This window comes from Pseudomonas sp. Irchel s3f7 (assembly GCF_900187615.1).
GTDB lineage: Bacteria > Pseudomonadota > Gammaproteobacteria > Pseudomonadales > Pseudomonadaceae > Aquipseudomonas.
Window position 1 is genome coordinate 25,833 of sequence record NZ_FYDO01000018.1, and the last position, 24,412, is coordinate 50,244.

At 59.1% G+C, this 24,412-nt stretch carries 18 protein-coding genes and 1 riboswitch; of the genes, 3 read left to right on the forward strand and 15 right to left on the reverse strand.

What is annotated here, in order from left to right; all coding sequences use genetic code 11:
• Positions 1-85: 85 nt before the first annotated feature.
• Positions 86-1,090 carry a low-specificity L-threonine aldolase gene (gene ltaE, locus CKW19_RS16775; RefSeq protein WP_095058845.1) on the reverse strand — a complete coding sequence of 335 codons (1,005 nt, stop codon included), beginning with the start codon at positions 1,088-1,090 and terminating at the stop codon, positions 86-88.
• A 197-nt stretch (positions 1,091-1,287) separates the two neighbouring features.
• Positions 1,288-1,458, forward strand: a riboswitch (FMN riboswitch).
• A gap of 101 nt (positions 1,459-1,559) precedes the next feature.
• On the opposite strand from ltaE, the gene CKW19_RS16780 reads away from it, so the two are divergent.
• Complete coding sequence (locus tag CKW19_RS16780) at positions 1,560-2,072, forward strand: 6,7-dimethyl-8-ribityllumazine synthase (protein WP_095058846.1); 513 nt, start codon at positions 1,560-1,562, stop codon at positions 2,070-2,072.
• A 111-nt stretch (positions 2,073-2,183) separates the two neighbouring features.
• Here CKW19_RS16780 and astE read toward each other — a convergent pair whose 3' ends face one another.
• The 7 genes from astE to CKW19_RS16815 all read right to left on the reverse strand — a co-directional run bounded on the left by astE (position 2,184) and on the right by CKW19_RS16815 (position 10,080).
• Positions 2,184-3,194 (reverse strand): succinylglutamate desuccinylase, encoded by a 1,011-nt coding sequence (gene astE / locus CKW19_RS16785; protein WP_095058847.1) that lies wholly within the window; start codon positions 3,192-3,194, stop codon positions 2,184-2,186.
• A 12-nt stretch (positions 3,195-3,206) separates the two neighbouring features.
• On the reverse strand, positions 3,207-3,497 hold the full coding sequence (locus CKW19_RS16790; protein WP_095058848.1) for a topoisomerase II: 291 nt from the start codon (positions 3,495-3,497) through the stop codon (positions 3,207-3,209).
• Between the two features lie 60 nt (positions 3,498-3,557).
• The gene (gene astB, locus CKW19_RS16795; protein WP_095058849.1) at positions 3,558-4,904 is read right to left on the reverse strand and encodes an N-succinylarginine dihydrolase; all 1,347 of its coding nucleotides are present in this window, start codon (positions 4,902-4,904) and stop codon (positions 3,558-3,560) included.
• Between the two features lie 151 nt (positions 4,905-5,055).
• Positions 5,056-6,522 (reverse strand): succinylglutamate-semialdehyde dehydrogenase, encoded by a 1,467-nt coding sequence (gene astD / locus CKW19_RS16800; protein WP_095058850.1) that lies wholly within the window; start codon positions 6,520-6,522, stop codon positions 5,056-5,058.
• Entirely contained in the window at positions 6,522-7,547 is a 1,026-nt protein-coding gene (gene astA / locus CKW19_RS16805; protein WP_095058851.1) for an arginine N-succinyltransferase, read from the reverse strand. The genes astD and astA overlap by 1 nt, the downstream gene beginning before the upstream one ends.
• Before the next feature lie 70 nt (positions 7,548-7,617).
• The gene (gene aruF, locus CKW19_RS16810) at positions 7,618-8,637 is read right to left on the reverse strand and encodes an arginine/ornithine succinyltransferase subunit alpha (RefSeq protein ID WP_095058852.1); all 1,020 of its coding nucleotides are present in this window, start codon (positions 8,635-8,637) and stop codon (positions 7,618-7,620) included.
• A 222-nt stretch (positions 8,638-8,859) separates the two neighbouring features.
• Positions 8,860-10,080, reverse strand: a complete 1,221-nt coding sequence (locus tag CKW19_RS16815) for an aspartate aminotransferase family protein (protein WP_095058853.1) — start codon at positions 10,078-10,080, stop codon at positions 8,860-8,862.
• A gap of 309 nt (positions 10,081-10,389) precedes the next feature.
• Between CKW19_RS16815 and CKW19_RS16820 the strand changes: the two genes are divergently transcribed.
• Complete coding sequence (locus CKW19_RS16820; RefSeq protein ID WP_095058854.1) at positions 10,390-15,414, forward strand: dermonecrotic toxin domain-containing protein; 5,025 nt, start codon at positions 10,390-10,392, stop codon at positions 15,412-15,414.
• A 6-nt stretch (positions 15,415-15,420) separates the two neighbouring features.
• On the opposite strand, the gene argR is transcribed toward CKW19_RS16820, so the two are convergent.
• From argR to acs, 7 genes are all read right to left on the reverse strand, one after another.
• Positions 15,421-16,401, reverse strand: coding sequence for a transcriptional regulator ArgR (gene argR / locus CKW19_RS16825; protein WP_095058855.1), 981 nt, complete (start codon positions 16,399-16,401; stop codon positions 15,421-15,423).
• Positions 16,402-16,673: 272 nt separating this feature from the next.
• A complete protein-coding gene (locus CKW19_RS16830; protein WP_053156092.1) occupies positions 16,674-17,438 on the reverse strand; it encodes an ABC transporter ATP-binding protein in 765 nt (254 codons plus the stop codon).
• A 27-nt stretch (positions 17,439-17,465) separates the two neighbouring features.
• Positions 17,466-18,578, reverse strand: coding sequence for a M14 family metallopeptidase (locus CKW19_RS16835; RefSeq protein WP_095058856.1), 1,113 nt, complete (start codon positions 18,576-18,578; stop codon positions 17,466-17,468).
• A gap of 1 nt (position 18,579) precedes the next feature.
• Positions 18,580-19,278: an ABC transporter permease gene (locus CKW19_RS16840; protein WP_095058857.1), complete on the reverse strand. Its 699-nt coding sequence runs from the start codon at positions 19,276-19,278 to the stop codon at positions 18,580-18,582.
• Entirely contained in the window at positions 19,275-19,964 is a 690-nt protein-coding gene (locus CKW19_RS16845) for an ABC transporter permease (protein WP_046819608.1), read from the reverse strand. The genes CKW19_RS16840 and CKW19_RS16845 overlap by 4 nt, the downstream gene beginning before the upstream one ends.
• Before the next feature lie 91 nt (positions 19,965-20,055).
• Positions 20,056-20,829: an ABC transporter substrate-binding protein gene (locus tag CKW19_RS16850; protein WP_095058858.1), complete on the reverse strand. Its 774-nt coding sequence runs from the start codon at positions 20,827-20,829 to the stop codon at positions 20,056-20,058.
• Between the two features lie 701 nt (positions 20,830-21,530).
• Complete coding sequence (acs, locus tag CKW19_RS16855) at positions 21,531-23,486, reverse strand: acetate--CoA ligase (protein ID WP_095058859.1); 1,956 nt, start codon at positions 23,484-23,486, stop codon at positions 21,531-21,533.
• A 475-nt stretch (positions 23,487-23,961) separates the two neighbouring features.
• Here acs and CKW19_RS16865 point away from each other — a divergent pair, with 475 nt between their 5' ends.
• Positions 23,962-24,225 (forward strand): DUF2790 domain-containing protein, encoded by a 264-nt coding sequence (locus tag CKW19_RS16865; RefSeq protein WP_053156077.1) that lies wholly within the window; start codon positions 23,962-23,964, stop codon positions 24,223-24,225.
• The last annotated feature ends 187 nt before the right edge of the window (positions 24,226-24,412 follow it).

Here is a 24,412-nt window from a genome sequence, read left to right on the forward strand (position 1 = left end):
GGCAAAGGGCCGCATTATATCGGCCCTGCGCGCGCGGTACAGCGTGTTTATACGATAGAAACGGTCAAATGGACCGCTAACCCTATCACTTGCGAGAAAAGTCGACGAATGTCGCGACGACCTGCTCGATTTGCCCGCGGCTGACGTCCATGTGCGTGACCATGCGCAGACGAGCGGCAGCGCTGAGCTTGATACCACGTTCGGCGGCAAATGCCTTGATCGCCTCGGCTTTATCACCCATCGCCACGTAAACCATGTTGGTCTGCACCGGCTCGACCTCAAAACCCGCTGCGCGCAGGCCTTCGGCCAACAACTGTGCATTGGCGTGGTCGTCGGCCAGGCGCTGGACGTTGTGATCCAGTGCATACAAGCCTGCCGCCGCCAGAATCCCGGCCTGACGCATGCCGCCACCGACCATCTTGCGCAAACGGCGTGCCTTGCCGATCAACGCCTCGGAGCCGCACAGCACCGAACCGATCGGCGCGCCCAGGCCTTTGGACAGGCACACCGAGACCGAATCGAAATACTGGGTGATTTCCCGGGCATCGACACCCAGCTTGACCGCTGCGTTGTACAACCGAGCGCCGTCCAGATGCAGCTGCAGGCCATGTTCGCGGGTAAAGCTGCGCGCTCGTGCCAGGTACTCCAGCGGCAGGACCTTGCCCTGCATGGTGTTTTCCAGCGCCAGCAAACGCGTGCGCGCGAAGTGGAAGTCATCCGGTTTGATCGCGGCGGCAACCTGCGCCAGGTCAAGCGAACCGTCCGCCTGCACGTCCAGTGGTTGCGGCTGGATCGAACCGAGCACCGCCGCCCCGCCACCTTCATATTTATAGGTGTGAGCCTGTTGACCGACGATGTACTCATCACCGCGCTCGCAATGAGCCATCAGCCCCAGCAGGTTGCTCATGGTGCCGGTCGGCACGAACAGCGCGGCGGCAAAGCCCAGGCGCTTGGCCAGTTCGGCTTCCAGGTGATTGACCGTCGGGTCTTCGCCATACACATCGTCACCCGTGGCGGCTTTGGCCATCGCGTCGAGCATTGCGGCGGAGGGTTGGGTGACGGTGTCGCTGCGAAGATCGATAACGCTCATGAATCTGGCCTCGGTAAGCAGGGGGAAATCCCTTTCGGAAGATTTACTGCGGGCATGGCGATGAATATTCAACCCTTGAGCCCGGATAATGCCCGCTAATACAACGAAATACTCGATAACAATCATCCAAAAGCAACGATGCGAACGCAGGAAATATGTGGTAAAAACGCTGCGCCGCCACACTTTTAAGGCGGCAAAAACGTTCTCAGGGCGGGGTGCAACTCCCCACCGGCGGTAATTGCGCGCAATGCGCATAGCCCGCGAGCGCTTGGTGGCAGCACGGCTTCGGCGGTGACTGGCGACAAGGTCAGCAGACCCGGTGTGATCCCGGGGCCGACGGTCATAGTCCGGATGAAGAGAGAACGGGATTGGCACCAAAGGGCCGTCCGCAGGCATTCGTGCAGGCGCGTACCCTTAAATCCCCTTCGATTCATAACGCCCTGTTTTTCACACAAACAGGAGTCAGAACATGCAACCCACCGCAATCGACAGCAAAAGCAAACACCATCATGGCGAGCGCGTAGCGTTCATCCAGGCCTGCTGGCACAAGGATATAGTCGATCAAAGCCGTAAAGGCTTCCTCGCTGAAATGATTGCCCAGGGTTATCAGGAATCCGACATCGATTTCTTTGAAGTCGGCGGTGCTTTTGAAATGCCCCTGCACGCCAAGCTGCTGGCCAAGACCGGTCGTTATTCCGGCATCGTCGCGGCAGCCCTGGTGGTGGACGGCGGCATCTACCGTCACGACTTCGTCGCCCAGTCGGTGGTCAGTGGCCTGATGCAGGTTCAGCTGGAAACTGAAGTACCGGTGTTCTCGGTGTCCCTGACCCCGCACCACTTCCATGCGGGCGAAGAACTGCATCACAAGTTCTTCTTCGATCACTTCGTGCACAAAGGCCAGGAAGCGGCGAAGACCTGTGCCGATACGCTGCACAAAATCCGCGCCCTGCGCCGCTCGGAGCCGCGTGCACTAGCGGTCTAAACACCGCAAAACCTGTAGGAGCCGGCTTGCTGGCGATAGCGGTGGGTCAGTCAACAGTTCGTTAACTGGCAGTACGCAATCGCCAGCAAGCCGGCTCCTACAGGGGTTGTGTCAGATGAGGTTTTCATCGGTGGTCGGCACGACCAGGATGCCGGCGCGCAGGCCGTTCTTCACCTTGGGGTTCGGGAAGATGATCCGGGCGCCCTCCTCCTCGATGATCCAGCGGGTATTGGCGATGTCTTCCGCCAACAGGTAACCCACTTCCAATTCCGAAAAATTCTCGATGTCCACGGGCAGGTTCAGGCGGAAGCTGTCGCTGTGCTTGATGATTTCCCGTGCCACGCTATACAACTGCAAACCGTCCAGCGCCGCATCGGTCATTTCCGGCTCGGTGCCTTCGATGATCTGCTTGAGTCGGGTTTCCAGCAGGGACACATTGACCCCGTCGTTCTGCCCGAACGGCCGCGCCTTGCCCAGTTCCAGGGTGAAGGCCTCGGCGCCGAGTTTGTCGTAGGTGTACGAGCTGAACACGATGGACGGCTTGTTCTGCAGCAGCACCGCCTCTATGCCCGCAGCCCGCAAACGAGCCAGTTCCTGGCGCGAGTGCTGGCGGCCTTCCTTCCACGGATACAAGGCGAACTGTTCGATTTTCGAACCGCGAATCGCGGTGTGCAGGTCGTAATGCAGACGCTGACGATCCGGCAGACTGAAGAAACTCGCGGCCAGCCGCTCCAGCTCACAAGCACGCAGGGCTTCGGAACCGCTGCTTTGTTCGTGACGGCCGTTGAACAGCCGATTGACGTCCTGCTCGACGAAACGCTCGCCTTTGCGAATCGCTTCGGGGTTGCCGAACAGGAACAGAATACGGGCGCGCGGTTTCAGGTCACCGCGAGCGATGTCATGCAACAGGCGATCGAGCAACTCGATCGGCGCTGTTTCGTTGCCGTGGATCCCCGCCGACAGCAGCAGGTCCAGGCCGTTGTCGCGAGCTTCAGGTGGCCGGACTTCCAGCGCACCTTCGCTCAACCAGCGCATGCGCACGCCTTCGACAGTCAGTTGAGTCTTCTCCGCCGGTTCACGGCCGGCGAGGGTCAGTTCAAGCAGTTTGCCGAGGGCGAGCATAGAGCGGTTTCCTTAGTGATCGTGGTTGCAGTCCGGACCGTGGACGTGATCCTCGTCGTCGTCGAGGTCAGCCGGTTCCATCTCCAGTTGCAGACTTACCAGATTAGTCGCCAATGGGCGCAACAGCAGGTTGGCGTACTCGGCGTCACCTTCTTCGACGTCCACGCCGATCAACAGTTGGCCGCGGCCGTCCTGCTGGATCCACAGCTCTTTGCCTTGCCACAGGACCGCGACGCGGGTGCAGGAAGTTTCCAGTTGCGTGCCGTCGGTGTCTTCAAGGATCAGCTGCAGGGAATCGCTCATGTTTTACGCTCTCATTTGAGATGAAGCGGTGCGCCGTCTTCTTGGACAGCGCACCGTCGATCAATTGATCTGGAATGGATAAACCGCGCCCAGTTTAAGGATTTGCGTCAGTTCATCCAGTGCCGTCCGGCACTCAAGCAGCAACTGCGGGTCCGCCAGATCGTTTTCGGTCATGCGGTCGCGGTAGTGCTTGTCGACCCATTCGGTCAGTGAGCCGTACAACGGTGCGGTCATGATAACCCCTGGGTTGACCGCCGCCAGTTCGGTTTCGTTGAGCGCGACGCGTAGTCGCAGGCAAGCCGGGCCACCGCCGTTCTGCATGCTCTGCTTGAGATCGAAAACCTTCACTTCGCGGATCAGGCCGCCGGAGCTGGTCAAACCTTGCAGGTAGTTCCAGACACGTTCGTTACCACGGCACTCTTCCGGCACGATCAACAGCATGGAGCCGTCAGGGCGCGACAGAAGCTGGCTATTGAACAGGTAGGAGCGAACCGCGTCCTCCACGGAGACCGCGGAACGAGGCACGCACACCGACTGAAATTTCCCACCGACCTTGGCGAGTTTGCTCTGCAACTCAGCGAGCATCTTCTCGGTCTCGAGGAACGCGTCCTCGTGATAGAACAGCACTTCGCCATTGCCCACGGCGATCACGTCATTGTGGAAAACACCCTGATCGATCACCGACGGGTTCTGCTGGGCGTAGACCACGCCGTCATCGCTCAAGCCGTGCAGACGGGCGACCGCCTGGGACGCTTCGAGGGTCTGGCGCGCCGGGTACTTCTGCGGTGCCGGGTAGCGGGTGTCGAACGCGCTGCGACCGAACACGAAGAACTCGACGCCGGCTTCGCCGTACTCACGGCAGAAACGCGTGTGGTTGGCCGCGCCTTCGTCACCGAACTGCGCCACGGCCGGCAACGCGGCGTGGTGGGCGAAGTGTTGCTGGTCAGCGAACATCGCACCCAATACGCGACTGGTGGTCGGGTGTTCAATGCTGCGGTGGTATTTGCAGTTGAGGTTGGCGGCGGTGAAATGCACGCGGCCATCCGCGGTGTCGGCGCTCGGGCTGACGGTGGCAGCGTTGGCCACCCACATGCTCGACGCCGAGCAACTGGCGACCAGCAGCGGCATCGCTTCCTTGGCGGCGCGCTCGATCACTTGAGCGTCGGTGCCGCTGAAGCCCAGGCGACGCAGGGCTGCCACGTCCGGGCGCTCTTGCGGTGCCAGCACGCCTTGCTGGAAACCCATTTCCATCAGCGCTTTCATCTTCGCCAGGCCTTGTAGCGCGGCTTCCTTCGGGTTGGAAGACTGCTGACTGTTGCTCTGGGACGCGACGTTGCCGTAGGACAGACCGCCGTAGTTATGGGTCGGCCCCACTAGACCGTCAAAATTGACTTCATAGGATTTCATCAGCGAGGCTCCACGAGAATCTGTTGTTATAGGCTTCAGTAACCAATTTTTGAGACCGCAGCGCGGCCATCGCCAGCAGGCTGGCTCCCACAGTGATTGAGTCTTGCGAACTCAGCCGAACCTGTGGGAGCTGGCTTGCCAGCGATGGGCATCACGCCATCTTCACGCCAGGCGTCAAGGTGGCAGGCATCACCAGGCTCGGTGTTTCCAGCGAGGCCACCGGGTACGCGCAGTAATCCGCCGCGTAGTAAGCGCTGGCGCGATGGTTACCCGAGGCGCCGACACCGCCGAACGGCGCGCTGCTCGCGGCACCCGTCAGTTGCTTGTTCCAGTTGACGATACCGGCGCGGCTTTCCAGCCAGAACTGCTGATAACGCGCTTCGGAATCCGACAGCAAACCGGCAGCGAGGCCATAAGCGGTGTCGTTGGCTTCAGTGATCGCCGCTTCAAAATCAGCGTAGCGGATCACTTGCAGCAACGGGCCGAAGAGTTCTTCGTCAGGACGATTGGCCACGGCCGTCACGTCCAGAATGCCGGGGGTCAGCAAGGCCGATTGAGCCTGAGGCTGCGTCATATCCAACAGCGCCACAGCGCCATTGGCCAGCAGATGTTCTTGCGCATCCATCAACGCTTTCGCAGCGCCAAGGGAAACCACCGAGCCCATGAACGGCGCCGGTTGCTGATCGAAAGCACCGACTTCAATCGTCGAGCTGACGGCCACCAGACGCGCCAGCAACGAGTCGCCCCACGCACCTTGCGGCACCAACAAGCGACGGGCGCAAGTGCAGCGCTGACCGGCCGAAATGAACGCCGATTGAATGATGGTGTAAACCGCGGCATCAAGATCAGCGACTTGATCGACCACCAGCGGGTTGTTGCCGCCCATTTCCAGCGCAAGGATCTTGTCCGGACGACCGGCGAATTGCTGATGCAGGTGATTGCCGGTGCGGCTGGAACCGGTGAAGAACAGACCGTCGATGCCCGGGTTCGCCGCAAGGGCGATACCGGTTTCGCGAGCGCCTTGCAGCAGGTTCAACACACCGGCCGGCAGCCCCGCCTCGATCCAGCACTTGACCGTCAGCTCGGCGACTTTCGGCGTCAGTTCGCTTGGCTTGAACAGCACGCTATTACCGGCCAGCAGCGCCGGCACGATGTGGCCGCTCGGCAGGTGACCCGGGAAGTTGTAAGGGCCGAACACCGCCACCACACCGTGAGGTTTGTGGCGCAGTACGGCGGTGGCGTCGCCCAGCGGGCCGCTCTTCTCGCCGGTACGTTCGCGGTAGCTCTGCACCGAGATCGCAATCTTGTTGACCATGCTGGTGACTTCGGTCGCGGCTTCCCACAGGGGTTTGCCGGTTTCTTCGCCGATGGTGTGCGCCAGTTCGTCAGCGTGGCTCTTCAGCGCTGCGGCGAAGGCCTCCAGCACCGAAATACGTTCTTCCAGGGTCCGACGAGCCCAACCCGGGAACGCCTGACGTGCAGCTTGCACCGCCGACTCAACCTGATCAGTGGTGGCACCGGTCCCGGACCACAGCACTTGCTGGGTCACCGGGTTCAACGATTCAAAGGCTTCGCCCTGACCGGCCAGCCATTCACCTGCAACGTATAGCGACTTCATTATTTCGACTCCCGGGCAGCGGACAACGCGACGGCGCGCACTTGGTCGCCAGCGTTGAGTTGAAGACGTTTGGCGGTCAGCGGGTCGACCACCAGCGTACCGGCGGCCAGACGTGCCGGTGCAGCAGTGATGCGGCAGTCATCGCGTTTACGGTTATGGATGATGAACGGCGTGGCGTCGTCGCCCGGCGTGCCAACGGCCAGCACCAGTGCCTGACTGTCGCGCACAGCGCGGATCTTGCCGGTTTCGCACTCGATGGCCGGGCCCGCGTCGAAGATGTCGACGTAGCCCTGATAGCTGAAGCCTTCGCTTTTGAGCATGGCCAGCGCCGGTTCGGTGTCCGGGTGTACCTGACCGATCACGTTGCGCGCATCCGGCGACAGGAAGCAGGTGTACAGCGGGAATTTCGGCATCAGTTCGGCGATGAAGGCCTTGTTGCCCACGCCGGTCAGGTAGTCAGCCTGGCTGAATTCCATTTTGAAGAAGTGCCGACCCAGGCTTTCCCAGAACGGCGAACGCCCGGCTTCGTCGGAGACACCGCGCATTTCGGCAATGATCTTGTTACCGAACAGCTGCGGGAATTCGGCGATGAACAGCATCCGCGCCTTGGACAGCATGCGGCCGTTGAGACCGGTACGGTAATCGGCGTGCAGGAACAACGAGCAAAGCTCGGAGTTGCCAGTCAGGTCGTTGGCCAGGAACAGCGTCGGGATTTCGCGATAGATGTTCAGCTCTTGCGAGGCACTGACGGTCAGACCGACGCGGAAGTTGTACCACGGCTCACGCAGGCCGACAGCACCGGCAATGGCGGAAATACCGACCACGCGACCGTCGTCGTCTTCGAGCACGAACAGGTAGTCCGCATCGCCCCGCCCGGCTTCGCCGCGAAAGGTCTTCTCAGCCCAGCCGACCCGATGGGCCAGACGTTCTTCGTTGGCCGGCAAGGTGGTCAGGCCGGTGCCGGTGCTGCGGGCCAGGTCGATCAGAGCGGGTAAATCGCTGCTGCGTACGGGACGAACGATCATGCTATCTCCTCAAACGGGCCGCTTGCGCCACCCGTGAAACTTCGCTGCTTACTAGGCATCAATTGCGACGTTAAACCGCTACCAGGCGCACGCTTGCACCTTCACCGACGCCCAGGGCTTCGGCGGTTTCCAGATCCAGGGTCACGGGTTTGCCCGGCGCGTAGTCGAGCTCGAGCATGACGGCGCGGTAATCCTGCAACTGGGCATTGGCCACCAGATATTGACGGCCGACGCCTTTGACCGGCTCGCCGATTTTCACCGGCACCACGCGGCTCTGGGCGATCGAACGGATCCCCGAGACGCGGGCGTGCAAGGTCGGGCCGCCGTCGAAGATGTCAATGTAATGATCGGTCTCGAAGCCTTCGCGCATCAGGATGTCGAAGGTGATCTGTGCCCGCGGATGCACCTGGCCCATCGCTTCTTGCGCGGAGTCCGGCAGCAACGGCACGTAGATCGGGTAATGCGGCATCAGTTCGGCGAGGAACGTACGGCTCTTGAGCCCGCACAGGCGCTCGGCCTCAGCGTAGTTGAGGTCGAAGAAGTTGCGACCGATGGCATCCCAGAATGGCGAGTCACCGTTTTCATCGCTGTAACCGACGATCTCGGTCACCACGGAATCAGCGAAGCGTTCCGGATGGCTGGCGACGAACAGCAAGCGGCCACGGGAATTCAGTTCTGCCCAAGGCGAACCCACCAGCTCACGCTGCACATAGAAACTGGTCAACAAGCTGTTGCCGGTCAGGTCGTGGCACTGCGAGAGCACGTGGATCTTGTTGTGAATCTTCAGCTCGCGGGAGGCGTGCACGAAGGTTTCGTTGCGGAAACTGTAGAACGGCTCGGAATAACCGGCCGAGGCCACGATGGCGGAACAGCCCACCAGTTTGCCGGTGGTCGAGTCTTCAAGAACGAAGAAATAGCTCTCTTCACCGTTGAAGCTCACTTCGGCGGCGAACGAAGCTTCGCTCGCGGCGATCTTGTCGCTCAGGCGTTCAACGTCATCCGGCAAGGAAGTGACACCAATCGGGCTGTCCGCAGCCAGACGCTGTACCTCGCCCAGATCAGCCATTTGCGCGGGGCGCATCACCAGCATGGTGTCACTCCTTATCGTAAAACTCTTATAGGAAAAAACACCGGATTCAACTTGCCCCCCCCTTTGTAGGAGCCGGCTTGCTGGCGATGGCGGCAGGTTGATCGCCGCAAGGCTTAAGGGCCTCATCGCCAGCAAGCCGGCTCCTACAGGTGTGGTGAGTCAGAGCGGATCCGGCATCAAAATTGGGTTCGACACCTGAAAGCTCAGGCGTCGAAGGGTCTATCAGGCTTGTGTCAGTTTTGCAGCAGCACGCTCGAAGCGGTCCAGACCGGCGTCGATATCGGCATCTTCCACCACCAGGCTCGGGGCGAAACGCACCACGTCCGGGCCGGCTTGCAGGACCATCAGGCCTTCTTGCTCAGCGGCGTTGAAGATGTCCTTGGCCTTGCCTTTCCAGGCATCGCTCAGCACGCAACCGATCAACAGGCCCATGCCACGGACCTTGGTGAACAGGCCGTACTTCTCGCCGATCTGCTCAAGGCGCGCCTTGAACTTGTCGTGCTTGGCGTTGACGCCGGCCAGCACTTCAGGGGTGTTGATCACGTCGATCACGGCTTCGGCGACAGCACACGCCAGCGGGTTGCCGCCGTAAGTGGTGCCGTGGGTGCCGACGACCAGGTGCTTGGCCAGGTCTTCGGTGGTCAACATCGCCGCGATCGGGAAACCGCCGCCCAGGCTCTTGGCGCTGGTCAGGATGTCCGGGATCACCCCGTAATGCTGGTAGGCGAACAGATGACCGGTACGGCCCATGCCGGTTTGCACTTCGTCGAAGACCAGCAGCGCGTTGTTCGCGGTGCAGAGCTCGCGAGCGCCTTGCAGGTATTCGAGTTCAGCCGGGATCACACCGCTTTCGCCCTGGATCGGTTCCAGCACCACAGCGCACGTCTTGTCGGAAATAGCGGCTTTCAGCGCGGCCAGATCGTTGTACGGCACGTGGGTGATACCGGTGATTTTCGGACCGAAGCCATCGGAGTACTTCGACTGGCCACCGACGTTCACGGTGAACAGGGTGCGGCCGTGGAAGCTGTTGAGCGCGGCGATGATCTCGTACTTCTCGCTGCCGAAACGGTCGAACGCGACACGACGGGCCAGCTTGAAGGCGGCCTCGTTGGCTTCGGCGCCGGAGTTGCAGAAGAAGGCGCGGTCGGCAAACGTGGCGTCGATCAGCTTATGGGCCAGGCGCAGGGCCGGCTCATTGGTGAACACGTTGGACACGTGCCACAGCTTGTTCGCCTGCTCGGTCAAGGCACCGACCAGCGCCGGGTGCGCGTGGCCCAATACGTTGACGGCAATCCCGCCGGCGAAGTCGATCAGCTCGCGGCCAGACTGGTCCCAAACGCGAGAACCGGCGCCACGCACAGGAATGAATGCGGCAGGCGCATAGTTGGGAACCATTACCTGATCGAAATCGGCGCGTTGTACCGCAGCGTGCTCAACGGACATCGGAGTCTCCTGAAGAGAAAACACTCGCCTGAAACTGGCGAGCTTGGTGAGGATTGTAAGGACAGTTTTCAGCCCGGCCTTGCCGCCAAGCGACAACTTCTTATAGCGCAAACCCCGGATTTTCCCGGGTTTACGGCAATGCGACATATAGGGTCGCAAAGGCGCAGTTTAACTGGCGGAGGACGTTTGCGGCAGGCTTGCTCAGTTGTATCGCATGCCGAATTGCCAAGTGCGGTAACTATGTACCGCACGTCGCCCTCCTAGCCGGGTTTTTCTAGGGCTTTCAATAGCCGACGAACACCCTTCGCCATGAACACCGAACCTACCGACATAGTTGCATCCGATGCTTTGCGACCAGACACCCATTATCAGCCACTGATCGACGGCATTCCGGCCTGGCTCCGCCATTCGTCCGCCCAACGGCGTGAAGCGCTGGGTAACATCAAACCGATCATGCCCGCGACGCTCAAAGACCCGCCGGCGCATCATCACGCAGAACTGGGCAAACTGATCACTCGCCACACCGTCAGCCAGAATCGAGTCGATCAAGTCCTGGCGCAGTTGAAAAATCCCGCCGACTTCGCAGCACCGTTGCTCAAGGCTGAACTCAAGACACGTTTCGGGCTGGACCTGGACGTTCGCAACACCTTTCTACGCCTTTACATTCCAGCCCATATTCCCTGGCTGCGGCTGAAGTCCGGGGCTGCACGCACGTGGAGCGTGTCATTGCTGGACGCGGCGCTGCATAACTTCGAAAGTTCGGAAACCGAAACCGACGCCTTCGAGCCCGCCTCGACCTACATCACAACGCCTTCTGCCGACGGGCTATTCAATGTCCTGCCGAACATCCTGGAAAAAATGCCCATTACGGCGTTCACCGGTCTGTGCCGGGAACTGGACATCGGCGAGCGCTACAAATCCTATCTGCACGATAATCTGGGGATCAGCAATCCGCTGGTTGCAGCGACCCTTCGAACCAACGTCAGTGAAAGTCATAAAGCGGCAATGACCGCTGCCTTGCAAATGGCGCAGATGCAAAAACTGCTGAGCGCCGACGTCCATCGCCTGATCCTCGGCCTGCTCGACAACCTGCCCTATCTACGCTTGCGCGGTCAGCCGTGGGGCTATCACGACCTGACGATCATGAACGCCCGCCTGACCGGCATCGTGCTGTTCGCCCCGGACCTGGAAGCGGCGCGGGAAGCGGTCAGGGTGGTCGCCTACATTCCCGACGACCCCGAGCACCCGATAAAAGAGTACGCCTCGTCGGCAGCATTCGCCGAGGAGCTGGGGCGGCGCTTGCGAAAACCTGACTATCAGCAGTTTTTCAGTCGATTTATCGACCATGAGGATCGCGGTCACTTTTTCGCTCAATTGAACCACCAGCTCGCACCCATCACCTGGCAGCCAGTTCAAACGGGGGACCCGCGCCCAACATGGCGAGAATCACCCAACCAGCGCCCCGAACTACGCATCGCCTGCATGCCGATCAAGGGCGAACTGCTGCCCCATCTCTATCAGAGCAAACTGAACAAGATCCTGAATGATGCGCGAGTGATTGCAGTCCCCACCGCGACGGTCGATCAGCGAGCCCGTTGGGCGCTGTGGGATTCCTTCGCCGAAATAGCATCGACGCTGCTGAACATTGCGGCTTTTATCGCCCTGCCCTTCGTGCCGTTCCTCGGCGAGTTGATGCTCGCCTACATGGCTTACCAGTTACTCGACGAAACCTTCGAAGGCGTGATCGACTGGGCCGAAGGCAAGGCAACCGAAGCTTTTGAGCACCTCATGGGGGTGGTTGAATCCGCCCTGCAACTGGGCGGCTTTGCAGTGGGTGGAGTGATCGCGGCGAGTGAGTTTCGGGCAATTTTGCCCAAGGAGATTGTTCAGTTCATCGACCGCTTGAATGCAGTGAAAACACCTCGTGGGCCAACCCGCTACTGGCAGCCCGATCTGAGACCCTACGAACACCCCGTCGTACTGCCCAAGGACCTCAAACCGGATGCGCTCGGACTTTACCCGCATGAAGGCAAAACCCTGCTGGCACTGGAAAACAATCGCTACGCGGTCAGCAAAGACGCGCGGACAGGCCAGTATCGAATTGACCATCCTTCGCGAGCCGACGCTTACAAGCCTGCGTTAAAACACAATGACGAGGGCGCCTGGCAGACCGAACTGGATCAACCGTTGAGCTGGGATCAAGCCACGCTGCTCCAACGCATCGGTCCGCAGATGGAGGAGTTTTCCCCAAGCGAGCGCGAACGCATGCTCACCGTCAGCGGCTGTCACGAAAATGTGCTGCGCAAAATGCACGTCCATAACGAGCAACTTCCACCGTTGCTGTCCGACACCCTCAAGCGCTTCAAGATAGAACAGGACATTCAAACGTTCATCGAGCGCATCGGCAGCGAGCATGCACACGACTATCTCAAGGCCGACCCCGTTACGCAGTTCGAACTGCTATACGAAACTCGCGACTGGCCAGATCACAAAGTGCTGCAATTGATTGATGGCGATGGGCAGGTCCTCTGGAGCCAGCCCGACGCCAAGGGGCAAGCCGTGACCATTGATATCACTGGACACGACGGAGACGTAATCAAGACGCTGCTGCTGACACTCGATGAAGGGGAAATCAAAGCGATATTGGGGGAAGCCTTCGGCGAGCCACCTTCAAGCGTGGACAGTCGCGCACGCAAACTGCGCCAAACATTGGCAGGTATTGCCAAACGCAAAAGATCCACACTGTTCGGCGAACGCTACCGCCAACTCGAACGCGCCAATCGTCCACTGGCACAAACCATTATCGATGCTGAACCGGGACTGCCGAAGGTCTTGGCTGAAGCCATACTCGACACCGCCAGCGAAAAGGAACTGCAACAACTGCAACGCGGCACACTCTCCCAACGTCTTGCAGACCTGACGCAAGAAGCTCGGTTACAAGTGCGGATTTCACGCGCCTACGAAGGCCTTGATCTGATATCCACCGCCGAAAACCCTGACACCCACCGCCTTGCCCTGCATACGCTGGAAAGCCTGCCCGGCTGGTCCGGACGCGTGCGCGTGGAGATTCGCCAGTATTCCCACGAAGGTCCTGTGTTCGACAGCATCGGTGGTGCCGAGGCCCCGGAACAGAAAGTCCTTGTGCTGGATGAAGAGGGATCGTTTCAAGCCTTCGATCAAACCGGCCTTGAGCTCGGCGGCACAGGTTCTTTTTATCGTTGCTTGCTGCAGGCCCTGCCAGACAGTGAACGTCGCGGCATGAACCTGCAAATCAGCGACCAGACAAAGCTGCATCAATCGATACGCCAGCATGCCATCCACCGCCAGGACCTGCGTTCCATACTGGTACAAAACCCGACCTCAAAGCCTGCTTACGATCCGGCCGTCATGCGCCTGCTGGGCGGAACGGACGGTTACCTTCGCACCCCACCCGCCGCATCGACCCTTCAGGTCCGAACCCATGCGCTATTTCCGCATCTGTCGCCGGAGCAATTGGAACGTTTTGTCGAGCAATTGCAGCGGCACCCCAACGGGCCGCGCGCAGAACTGACCCGGTTGTATGCCGAACACACACAATTGTTCGAAGACCTGCAAAGCTGGATCGCCGACGTACCGCAGTTTGCGCCGCAGACCTTACGCCGATACAGCCCCGAACAATTAGCGATTCAACGACGCAACCGGATAAATCTGGCGGGCGAGTTACAGAACTGCTGGCGCCGAGCAATGACTTTTTTGATTGCTGACCAAACACCCATGGAGCTGTATTCGTCGCCCATTGCAGGGCACCTTCCACAGTTGAATCACTCATTTTCCAATGTGAGTCGACTCGCATTCGAGGGGCATCCTGCCTCCAGCGGCATGAATGATTTTCTGAGCCACTTTCCCGGATTGCGACGCTTGGCGCTGCGCGATTTCAGGCTCGACAGTTTCCCGGAGGCCATCACCGGTTGTACCGACATCGACGAGTTGATCCTCAGCGATTGCGGTATCACCCTGACGCCCGAAAGCCACACAACACTGTCGTCATTTCAAAAGCTCAAGATCCTGGATCTGTACAAAAACCCGCTCGGCCTAATCCCTGATCTCGGCAATATGCCGGACCTGAACTATATAGATCTGTCTGAAACAGGTATCTCAGCGTTCCCGAGCGGGTTGTGGTCCCGACCGAAGCTGCGAACCGCCTTGCTCAATGGCAACCAGATACGAGAACTGCCAAGGGATTTGTTCCTCTTGCCGGAGGACGTTCAGGCGGGAATCGATTTGGGAGAAAACCCGATTAACCAAGGTGATCGCGAGCGCATAAAACAACATTACGCCAGCACGAATCACGACCTCGGCATCTATGCCGAGCAAGCGGATATCCAACGAGCGCAACGACTCTATCCTCTGCTCGATCAAGAGCAAGCCAGCCAATTCATCTATCGCTTGCCCGGCACCCTGATTGAAGGCAAAGCAGAATTGACGCGCCTGGAAAACGAGTTCGAAAGCCTGACCAATAATCTTGCAACCTGGACGGCTGACATCCCACCGATCCACCCAATGACCGGCGCTCCATTCACTGATCAGCAACTGACGCTGGAACAATGGACCCGGGATGAATTCAAGAGTCTCGTGGAACGTTGCTGGCGGCGGACCACCGTTCCGTATGAATACGATGAGGATCTTCAACCCGGTTATGAACTGGTGCTATCGATGACCATCACCGGCGATCTGCCAACCCTGAACGCCGACTTCAGCCATGTGAGCCTTTTACATCTACAGAGCAACGGCGGCCTGACTTCAGGCGCAGGGCGTTTCATCGAGAGTTTTCCTCGCCTGAAAAGCCTGGCCATCCATGACTTCCGACTGGGCAGCATTCCTGACGCGGTGTTCAGAATGGAGGACCTGTCGGTTCTGGCGCTTGAGCATTGCAACGTCACACTCACGCCGCAATCCGCCCTTCAACTGGCCCAAATGGAGAAACTCGATTACTTGAATCTGAGCAATAACCCGCTGGGACAATCGCCCGACCTCAGTCAGATGCCAAACATAGCGACACTTATGTTGAGCAACACAGGCATCACCGAATTACCCGCTGGTTTGTTGCAGCTCAGGCAGTTGGATTTGGCGGATTTAAGCGCAAATGCGATCACCCACATCCCCCACGACTTATTGGAACTCCCCATGGAGATCGGGGAAAGCATCATTCTGAGAGGAAATCCGGTATCCGAAGAAAGCCTGCAAATTCTGCTCGCCTATTTTGATCGGACCATCGTCGACTTTGGGCTGCAACAGGTGATCGAGCGAGCAGAACTGCAGGCTTCCGATTCCGAGGACTCAGCCATCGAAGACTGATCGAACTTAACCGCGTTCGGAAGGCACCGACGACAATTCGAACGGGCTGCTGCTGCGCCGCTGATTGCGATCTTCCCGCGGCGTGGCGCCGAAGAAGTTGCGGTAAGCGCTGGAGAAATGCGGCCCCGAGGAGAAGCCACACGACAGGCCGATCTGGATGATCGACTTGCTGGTTTGCATCAACATCTGCCGGGCCTTGTTCAGGCGCAGTTCCAGGTAGTACTGGCTCGGCACGCGGTTGAGGTATTGCTTGAAAATGCGCTCCAGCTGCCGACGGGACACGCACACGTGCTGGGCGATTTCGTCGGTGGTCAGCGGCTCTTCGATGTTGGCCTCCATCAACAACACCGCTTGGGTGAGTTTTGGATGGCTGGAGCCAAGGCGGTTTTGCAGTGGAATGCGCTGGCGCTCGCCGCCTTCACGAATACGCTCGACCACCAGCTCTTCGGACACGGCTCCGGCCAGCTCGGCGCCGTGATCACGGGCCAGCACGGCCAGCAGCAAGTCGAGTACCGACATGCCGCCGCACGCGGTCAGGCGATCGCGGTCCCAGTCGAACAGATGGCTGGTGGCGATGACTTTCGGGAAGCGCTCGGCGAAATCGTCCTGCCAGCGCCAGTGCACGGCAGCGCGATAGCCGTCGAGCAAACCAAGCTGAGCCAACGGATACACACCGGCCGACAGACCACCGATCACGCAACCGGCGCGCACCAGTTGCTTGAGCGCACTGCTGAGTGCCGGCGTAATGGCGGTCGGTGGCTCGTCGGCGAGCAGGAACAGTTTCTGGAAGTTTTCGAGCTTGCCGGTCCACGCCTCACCAGGTAATTGCCAGGCGCCTTCGGTCGATGGTTCGGCCTGCAAGAACGTCAGTTCGTAGACCACGTCCGGATGCACACGCTGAGCAACACGCAAGGCCTCCTCAGCCAGCGCAAGCGTCAGTGCTTTAGTGCTGGGCCAAATCAGGAAACCAATTCGATGGGCAGTCATTGTGGGCTATCCGAAGCGAAAAACAGTGATGAAGGCATGGGCCAATGCTAGCCCCTAAATGAACGCAAATCTTAAAACCAGCAACGATCAAACCTGGGACCTGACCTGCTCGCCACCCCCTGTAGGAGCTGTCGAGTGAAACGAGGCTGCGATTTTTTGATATGAACAATCAAGATCAAAAGATCGCAGCCAGCGACAGCGCCTACAGGGGATTGGGGCCGGCCTCTAAGTTGCGAAGCATGCACGATCCCGGTGCACAACGGCAGTCTTGATTATTTCAAGCTGCCGGACAGGAATTGCTGCAAACGCTCGGACTGCGGGTTCACCAGCACTTCACGCGGGTTGCCGCTTTCTTCGACAATACCTTTGTGCAGGAACACCAATTGGTTCGACACTTCACGGGCGAAGCCCATTTCGTGGGTCACCACGACCATGGTCCGGCCTTCCTGAGCCAGGGCCTGCATGACTTTCAGCACGTCGCCGACCAGCTCCGGATCGAGGGCCGAGGTCGGTTCGTCGAACAGCATCACTTCAGGTTCCATCGCCAGCGCACGGGCAATCGCCACACGCTGTTGTTCGCCACCGGACATATGGCCCGGGTACGCGTCTTTGCGATGGGCCACGCCGACCTTGTTCAGGTAGTGCTCGGCTTTCTCACGCGCTTCAGCTTTCGATATGCCGAGCACGTGAACCGGCGCTTCCATGATGTTTTCCAGCGCGGTCATGTGCGACCACAGGTTGAAATGCTGGAACACCATCGACAGGCGCGAACGCATGCGTTGCAACTGTTTCGGGTCGGCAGCCTTCAGCGCGCCGTCCTTGTTCGCCACCAGCTTCAACTCTTCGTTGTTGAGCAGGATCTTGCCCGCGTGCGGCTGCTCCAGCAGGTTGATGCAGCGCAGGAAAGTACTTTTGCCAGAGCCACTGGAGCCGATGATGCTGATCACATCGCCGGCCGCCGCTTTCAGGGACACGCCCTTGAGCACTTCGTGACTGCCGTAGCGTTTATGCAGGTCTTGGACTTCAAGTTTGTACATGCGGTCGGTTCTCACAAAAACAGTCAGTCAGTCGTTGAGCAAGCGCCCGTGACGCAGCGCTTCGCGCCCCGCCACCTTGGCCAGCCAGAAACCGGGTTGGGCATAACGCAGCCGTTCAATGGCAAACAGCACCCCGGACGTACCAGCACACACCGTGCTGACCCGATCCGCCAGCGGATCGATCACTTCAAAAATCTCGTCACCCGCCTCAACCCATTCGCCGGGTTTACGCAGGAAACTCACCACACCGGGGTGCGGCGCGAACAGCAATTCAGTGCCCTCGAACGGCAGGCCTTCGCAAGGGTCTTGCGCAGGTTTTGGCCATTCGCCGCTGATCAGGCCTTGCTCGGCAAGGAACGCCAGAATGCCCTCGGCGTACGCTTGGGCCTCGGCACGACCGGTATCGGCCTGACCGCCTAATTCAATGGTAGTCGCCAGGCACGCCAGTGGAATCTGTACATCGGGGAACAGACGCGACAGACGCAACCACGGCAGCGAACAGGCTTCGTCGAACGAACTGCCACCGGAATCTTCCGCCAGCAAACCGACCCGCACGTTCAGGTGCGCGGCCAGCGAGCGCCACTGCGGCCAATGCTGCGGCAAGGCATACATGTGCAGCGCCGCCTCGGCGTCGCAATGCAGATCCAGCACGACATCAGCGGTGCAGGCGTGACTGAGCAGCACGCGCTGCATGCCCTGCAACTGGCTGCTCGCCGGTGGCAACGCGGCCAGATGATCGCTCATGGCCTGGCGGATCAATCGAACATTGGCGTGCGGGTCATCGCCCAGATGTCCATCAAGCTGTGCGGCAATCGGCCCGCTCAGCTCGACGAAATCGCGGTTGAAGTTCTTGCCGCTGCCCGCCTCGAAACGCCCTTGATGATTACCCTGAAGCAATTGACTGAGGCCCAGCGGGTTCGCCACCGGCACCAGTTCGATCACACCGTTGAGCAAGCCTTGGGCTTCAAGTTCGGTCAGGCGCTTTTTCAGCTCGAATGCCGTGCGCATGCCCGGCAGTTCATCGGCGTGGAGGCTGGCCTGGATGTAGGCCTTGCGCTCACCACTGCCGAAACGGAACACCGAAATCTGGCGCTCGCTGCCCAGGTGGCTCCACGGCAAAGCATGATCGATGCGTTCCATATCAGTGCTTCCGCGGAGCCAGGTAGCCCAGCCAACGACGCTCGGCCAGCTTGAACAGCTTCACCAGAATAAAGGTCAGGCACAGGTAGAAAACGCCCGCGGTGATGTACGCCTCGAACGGCAAGTAGTATTGCGCGTTGACCGTACGCGCAGCGCCAGTGATGTCGATCAGGGTCACGATGGACGCCAGACTGGTGGTCTGCAGCATCATGATCACTTCGTTGCTGTACTGCGGCAGCGCCCGGCGCAGGGCCGACGGCAGCAAAATGCGCTTGTACAATTTGAAGCGCGACATGCCCATGGCTTTCGCCGCTTCAATCTCACCGTTCGGCGTGGCCCGCAGGCTGCCGGCGATGATCTCGGCGGTGTAGGCGCTGGTATTGATCGCGAACGCCAGACACGCACAGAACGTGGCGCTGGACAGCCACGGCCAGAGGAAGCTTTCACGCACCGCTTCGAATTGCGCCAGACCGTAGTAGATCAGGAACAACTGCACCAGCATCGGCGTGCCGCGAATCACGTAGGTGTAGAGCCAGGCCGAAATGTTGACGACGGCGTTTTTCGAAACGCGCATCAAGCCCAGGGGCAACGCGCACAGCAGGCCGAAAAACAACGACAGCCCGAGCAATTTGAGGGTAGTCAGCAGCCCGCCGAGGTACAGCGGCAACGACTCCCAAATGACGTTGTAGTCGAAGATCATAGATCAGCCGCCCTTACGCCTACCGAGTAGCGCTTCTCAAGGTGACGCAATGCCAGCAACGAGACGCTGGTGATCACCAGGTACATCGCCGCCACTGCGAGGAAGAAGGTGAAAGGTTCGCGGGTAGCGTCTGCCGCCTGCTTGGCCTTGAACATCATGTCTTGCAGGCCCACCACCGAAATCAGCGCGGTGGCCTTGGTCAGTACCAGCCAGTTGTTGGTGAAGCCCGGAATCGCCAGACGAATCATCTGCGGCACCAACACCCGGAAGAACACCTGAAAACTGCTCATGCCGTACGCCATGCCCGCCTCAGCCTGACCTTTGGGGATCGCCATGAACGCGCCACGGAAGGTTTCCGACAGGTAGGCACCGAAGATGAAACCCAGGGTGCCGATACCGGCGGCCAATGGATTCAGATCGATGTACTCGTCGAAACCGAGCAGCGGTGCGACACGGTTGAGCAGGTCCTGACCACCGTAGAAAATCAGCAGGATCAGCACCAGATCGGGAATACCGCGGATCACCGTGGAGTACAGATCGCCCAGCCACGCCAGCCAACGCACTGGCGAAAGACGCAGTGCCACGCCGATCAGGCCCAGAACAATGGCCAGGACCATGGACGACAAGGCGAGCTGAAGCGTCAGCCAAGCGCCATCGAGGATGACAGCCCCGTAGCCTTTCAACATGATTCAGGTCCTCGAAAGTTGGGATGAAAAAATGGCGCAAACCTCAGAGATCCTGTTGCTTGCGCCATTTCGGACTTGTCGCTTGGACGTGTTACTTGCCGTAGATATCGAAGGCGAAGTACTTGTCCTGGATTTGCTTGTATTTGCCGTTCTCGCGAATGGCCGCGATCGCGGTGTTGATCTTGTCTTTCAGCGCGTCACCCTTGCGAACTGCGATACCTACGCCGTCGCCGAAGTATTTGACGTCGGTGAATGCCGGGCCGACGAACGCGAAGCCTTTACCGGCGTCGGTCTTCAGGAAGCCGTCATCCAAAAGCGTAGCGTCTGCCACGGTGCCGTCGAGACGGCCGGCAGCCACGTCGAGGTAAATTTCGTTCTGCGAACCGTATGGCTTGATCTCGGCACCCAGCGGGGCCAGGACTTCGCGGGCGAAACGCTCGTGGATCGAACCGCGCTGCACGCCGATGTTCTTGCCCTTGAGCTCGGTCAGGCCATCGCTGACCTGGGTGCCGGCCTTCATCACCAGACGCGCCGGGGTGTTGTAGTACTTGTTGGTGAAGTCCACGGACTTCTTGCGATCTTCAGTGATCGACATGGACGACAGGACCGCGTCGATCTTGCGCACTTTGAGTGCCGGGATCAGACCGTCGAACTCTTGCTCGACCCATACGCACTTGACCTTCATCTCTTCACACAGCGCGTTGCCGATGTCGTAGTCGAAACCGACGATGCTGCCGTCCGGCGCTTTGGAAGCGAACGGAGGGTAAGCCGCTTCGATACCGATTTTCAGAGGCTTTTCATCGGCGAAGGTTGGCAGGGACAGCACGGACAGTGCCAGGGCGCCAAGCAGCACGAGTTTCTTCATCTTGGGACTCCATCGGTAAAGGGCTAAAACGGCAGAGTGAGCAGGAGCCCAATATGCGAATGAGTGAACCGGAAAGCGTTGCTGCGTCCTAGGAAGCGAGCGTTGAAATTCAACACGGGCAACGACGAGCGAGTGATCGGCATTCTAACGACAGGCCGTAAGCCGATATTTCTTCAATGCGACAACTAATTACAGAAGCACCGAGAAAGCCGTTTGAGCGCGTTGACAGCCCTGCAAAATCATGCAAGAGCAAAAGACATTGAACCGATCTATGTAGCAAATTGCGGGCCTATTATTGGCAAACCCTTCTAATCCGGCAAGCGCAGTGTAATGGCTTATTTTTTTGAGGTGTATTTTTGGCCCGGATTTGAGCCCCGGCGTTTCCCAATGCCCCGTCTTGGCGCGATGCGGTTACACATTCAGTAACCTGAAAGATCTCAGGTAACAGTAGGAATGTTCCCACGAGCGATGCCGATAATTATTGGCCGCTGTTTAAGTGTTGTCTGATAGTCCGCTATCGCTAGCAGGCTAGCTCCCACAATGGTTTTGTGTGGTACTCATATCTTTCACCCACCCCAAATCCCCTGTGGGAGCTAGCTTGCTAGCGATGAGGCCAGCCCAGCAACACAAAACCCTCAGGCACAAAAAAGCCCCGCCAGGCTCATCACCTGACGGGGCTTTCAGTGACTCAGAATCAGCGCTTACGCGACATTCATCGTCTTGTGCGTATCAATCAAATGCTGCACCACACTCGGATCAGCCAGGGTGGAGATATCCCCCAACCCATCATATTCAGCCGTCGCAATCTTGCGCAGAATCCGACGCATGATCTTGCCCGAGCGAGTTTTCGGCAGCCCCGGTGCCCACTGGATCACATCCGGCGAAGCAATCGGGCCGATCTCCTTGCGCACCCAGTTTTTCAGTTCCAGGCGCAGCTGCTCGTTTGGCTCTTCACCGTTCTTAAGGGTGACATAGACATAAATGCCCTGCCCCTTGATGTCGTGCGGCACACCAACCACAGCCGCTTCGGCGACTTTCGGGTGAGCGACCATCGCGCTTTCGATCTCGGCGGTGCCCATGCGGTGGCCGGACACGTTGAGCACGTCGTCCACGCGACCGGTGATCCAGTAGTAACCATCGGCATCGCGACGGGCGCCGTCACCGGTGAAGTACATGCCACGGAAAGTCTTGAAGTAGGTATCAACGAAACGGTCGTGGTCGCCAAACAGCGTCCGCGCCTGGCCTGGCCACGAATCGAGAATCACCAGGTTGCCCTCGGCCTCGCCCTCGATGATGTTGCCCAGGTTGTCCACCAGTGCCGGCACCACGCCGAAGAACGGACGCGCCGCAGAACCCGGCTTGAGCGCATGAGCACCCGGCAGCGGGCTCATCATGTTGCCGCCGGTTTCGGTCTGCCACCAGGTATCGACGATCGGGCAGCGGGACTTGCCGACATTCTTGTAGTACCAATCCCACGCTTCCGGGTTGATCGGCTCGCCGACCGAACCCAACAGACGCAGGCTGCTGCCATCGGCACCTTCCACAGCGGCTTGGCCCGAGGCCATCATGGCGCGGATCGCCGTCGGTGCGGTGTAGAGAATGTTGACCTTATGCTTGTCGACGATCTTCGCCACCCGGGTGATGTCCGGATAGTTCGGCACGCCTTCGAACAGCAACGTGGTCGCGCCGTTGGCCAGCGGGCCGTAGACGATGTAACTGTGGCCGGTGACCCAGCCGACGTCGGCGGTGCACCAGTAGACTTCACCCGGGCGGTAGTCGAACACGCGCTCATGGGTCATGGCTGCGTACAGCAAGTAGCCGCCAGTGGTGTGCTGCACGCCCTTCGGCTTGCCGGTCGAGCCCGAGGTATAAAGGATGAACAGCGCTTCTTCGGCGCCCATCTCTTTCGGCGCACAGACGGTGCCCGCCACTTTCATCAGGTCTTCAAACCAGATGTCGCGATGCTGGTTCCACTTGATCTCGCCACCGGTGCGCTGGCACACGATGACTTTCTGGATGCTGCTGGTTTCCGGGTTGGTCAGCGCGTCGTCGACGTTGGCCTTGAGCGGGATCTTCTTGCCGGCACGAATGCCTTCGTCAGCGGTGATCACCACTTTGGATTTGCAGTCGATGATGCGACCGGCCAGGGCTTCCGGAGAGAAACCGCCGAACACCACCGAGTGAATCGCGCCGATCCGGGTACAGGCCAGCATGGCGACCACGGCTTCGGGGATCATCGGCATATAGATAGTCACCACGTCGCCGCGGTGTACGTCCTGACCACGCAGGGCGTTGGCGAACTTGCACACTTGCTCGTGCAGTTCACGGTAAGTGATGTTGCGGCTTTCGGCAGGGTCATCGCCCTCCCAGATGATTGCCACTTGATCGCCGCGCTCGGCCAGATGACGGTCGAGGCAGTTGTAGGAAACGTTCAGCGTGCCGTCGGCGAACCATTTGATGTCGACATGGTGATCGTCGAAAGACGTCTGTTTCACCGTGGTGAAAGGCTTGATCCAGTCGAGGCGCTTGGCTTGCTCGCGCCAGAAGCCGTCGGGGTTGACGACCGACTGCTGGTACATCGCCTTGTAGGTCGCCTCGTCGGTCAGCGTGTTAGCCAGAACCTCGGGACGAACGGGATACAGGGAAGCCGCACTCATCTTTCTTACCTCGGTGGAATAGTTGTTTTTGTATGGCCCCAGTTGTAGCCGGGCCGGCCCTATAGAACCATTCGACGATGGTAGTAACAAGTCCCTACAAATTGCCCTGATAAGCCCTCAAACCCTCTAACACCGCGGTACCTGCAGGAGCGAGCCTGCTCGCGATGGTCGTCAACGATAACGCGCCCAATCTGAAACCCCACGGTGCTCTCTGGCTCATCGCGAGCAAGCTCGCTCCTACAAAAGAAGAGGCCATTCAGGGATTGTTACAGGATCTGTCAAAAGTGTTTATCAAAACCACGGCTATATGGACGAGTCGCGCCCACCTAAAATCCACCTCGCCAACAAGGCAACCTGATTAACCCAGTTGCAGCCCCCACGAAGGCAGTTAATCAAAACCCCTGATACCGAAGCTCCACACGCAATCCCAAAAAGATTGCGTGCCCCCTTTCGACCTCCAAAAGGTAAATCCGAAATGAAAGCTTTATTAGTTCTGGCCCTCAGCAGTCTGTGCGCAACCGCCATGGCCAACGAGGTCCCGACTGATGTCGCGCAGCAACAACCGGCCATAGAGGAATACACCTACTCCACCCACCTGGACATCGCCAAAGTGATCTCCATGAGCGAAGCGCCAAATGTGTGTGAAGTGGTCCCGATGAAAATGGAATACGAAGACTCCCAAGGCCAACGGCATATCCTGCGTTACAGCATGATGGGCAACGGTTGCTCCAACGGCTGATCTCCCGCTTCACCCCTCCCTCCAAAAGGTTCGACCCACCTGCCGCGATCAGACAGATGCAGTGCCGAACCTTAATGATCGATTAATTCGATTGATTTAAGCATTTATTTGCGCTTTTTAATCGAATTTATCGGCGTAGTATCAACTGCAACCCAACACAAACAACGCTTACGAAACTGGAGCAACG

What these genes read in the sequence shown, in the direction of transcription:
- ltaE (WP_095058845.1), bottom strand. Translation starts at nt 1,090, where the DNA reads ATGAGCGTTATCGATCTTCGCAGCGACACCGTCACCCAACCCTCCGCC.
- CKW19_RS16780 (WP_095058846.1), top strand. Translation starts at nt 1,560, where the DNA reads ATGCAACCCACCGCAATCGACAGCAAAAGCAAACACCATCATGGCGAG.
- astE (WP_095058847.1), bottom strand. Translation starts at nt 3,194, where the DNA reads ATGCTCGCCCTCGGCAAACTGCTTGAACTGACCCTCGCCGGCCGTGAA.
- CKW19_RS16790 (WP_095058848.1), bottom strand. Translation starts at nt 3,497, where the DNA reads ATGAGCGATTCCCTGCAGCTGATCCTTGAAGACACCGACGGCACGCAA.
- astB (WP_095058849.1), bottom strand. Translation starts at nt 4,904, where the DNA reads ATGAAATCCTATGAAGTCAATTTTGACGGTCTAGTGGGGCCGACCCAT.
- astD (WP_095058850.1), bottom strand. Translation starts at nt 6,522, where the DNA reads ATGAAGTCGCTATACGTTGCAGGTGAATGGCTGGCCGGTCAGGGCGAA.
- astA (WP_095058851.1), bottom strand. Translation starts at nt 7,547, where the DNA reads ATGATCGTTCGTCCCGTACGCAGCAGCGATTTACCCGCTCTGATCGAC.
- aruF (WP_095058852.1), bottom strand. Translation starts at nt 8,637, where the DNA reads ATGCTGGTGATGCGCCCCGCGCAAATGGCTGATCTGGGCGAGGTACAG.
- CKW19_RS16815 (WP_095058853.1), bottom strand. Translation starts at nt 10,080, where the DNA reads ATGTCCGTTGAGCACGCTGCGGTACAACGCGCCGATTTCGATCAGGTA.
- CKW19_RS16820 (WP_095058854.1), top strand. Translation starts at nt 10,390, where the DNA reads ATGAACACCGAACCTACCGACATAGTTGCATCCGATGCTTTGCGACCA.
- argR (WP_095058855.1), bottom strand. Translation starts at nt 16,401, where the DNA reads ATGACTGCCCATCGAATTGGTTTCCTGATTTGGCCCAGCACTAAAGCA.
- CKW19_RS16830 (WP_053156092.1), bottom strand. Translation starts at nt 17,438, where the DNA reads ATGTACAAACTTGAAGTCCAAGACCTGCATAAACGCTACGGCAGTCAC.
- CKW19_RS16835 (WP_095058856.1), bottom strand. Translation starts at nt 18,578, where the DNA reads ATGGAACGCATCGATCATGCTTTGCCGTGGAGCCACCTGGGCAGCGAG.
- CKW19_RS16840 (WP_095058857.1), bottom strand. Translation starts at nt 19,278, where the DNA reads ATGATCTTCGACTACAACGTCATTTGGGAGTCGTTGCCGCTGTACCTC.
- CKW19_RS16845 (WP_046819608.1), bottom strand. Translation starts at nt 19,964, where the DNA reads ATGTTGAAAGGCTACGGGGCTGTCATCCTCGATGGCGCTTGGCTGACG.
- CKW19_RS16850 (WP_095058858.1), bottom strand. Translation starts at nt 20,829, where the DNA reads ATGAAGAAACTCGTGCTGCTTGGCGCCCTGGCACTGTCCGTGCTGTCC.
- acs (WP_095058859.1), bottom strand. Translation starts at nt 23,486, where the DNA reads ATGAGTGCGGCTTCCCTGTATCCCGTTCGTCCCGAGGTTCTGGCTAAC.
- CKW19_RS16865 (WP_053156077.1), top strand. Translation starts at nt 23,962, where the DNA reads ATGAAAGCTTTATTAGTTCTGGCCCTCAGCAGTCTGTGCGCAACCGCC.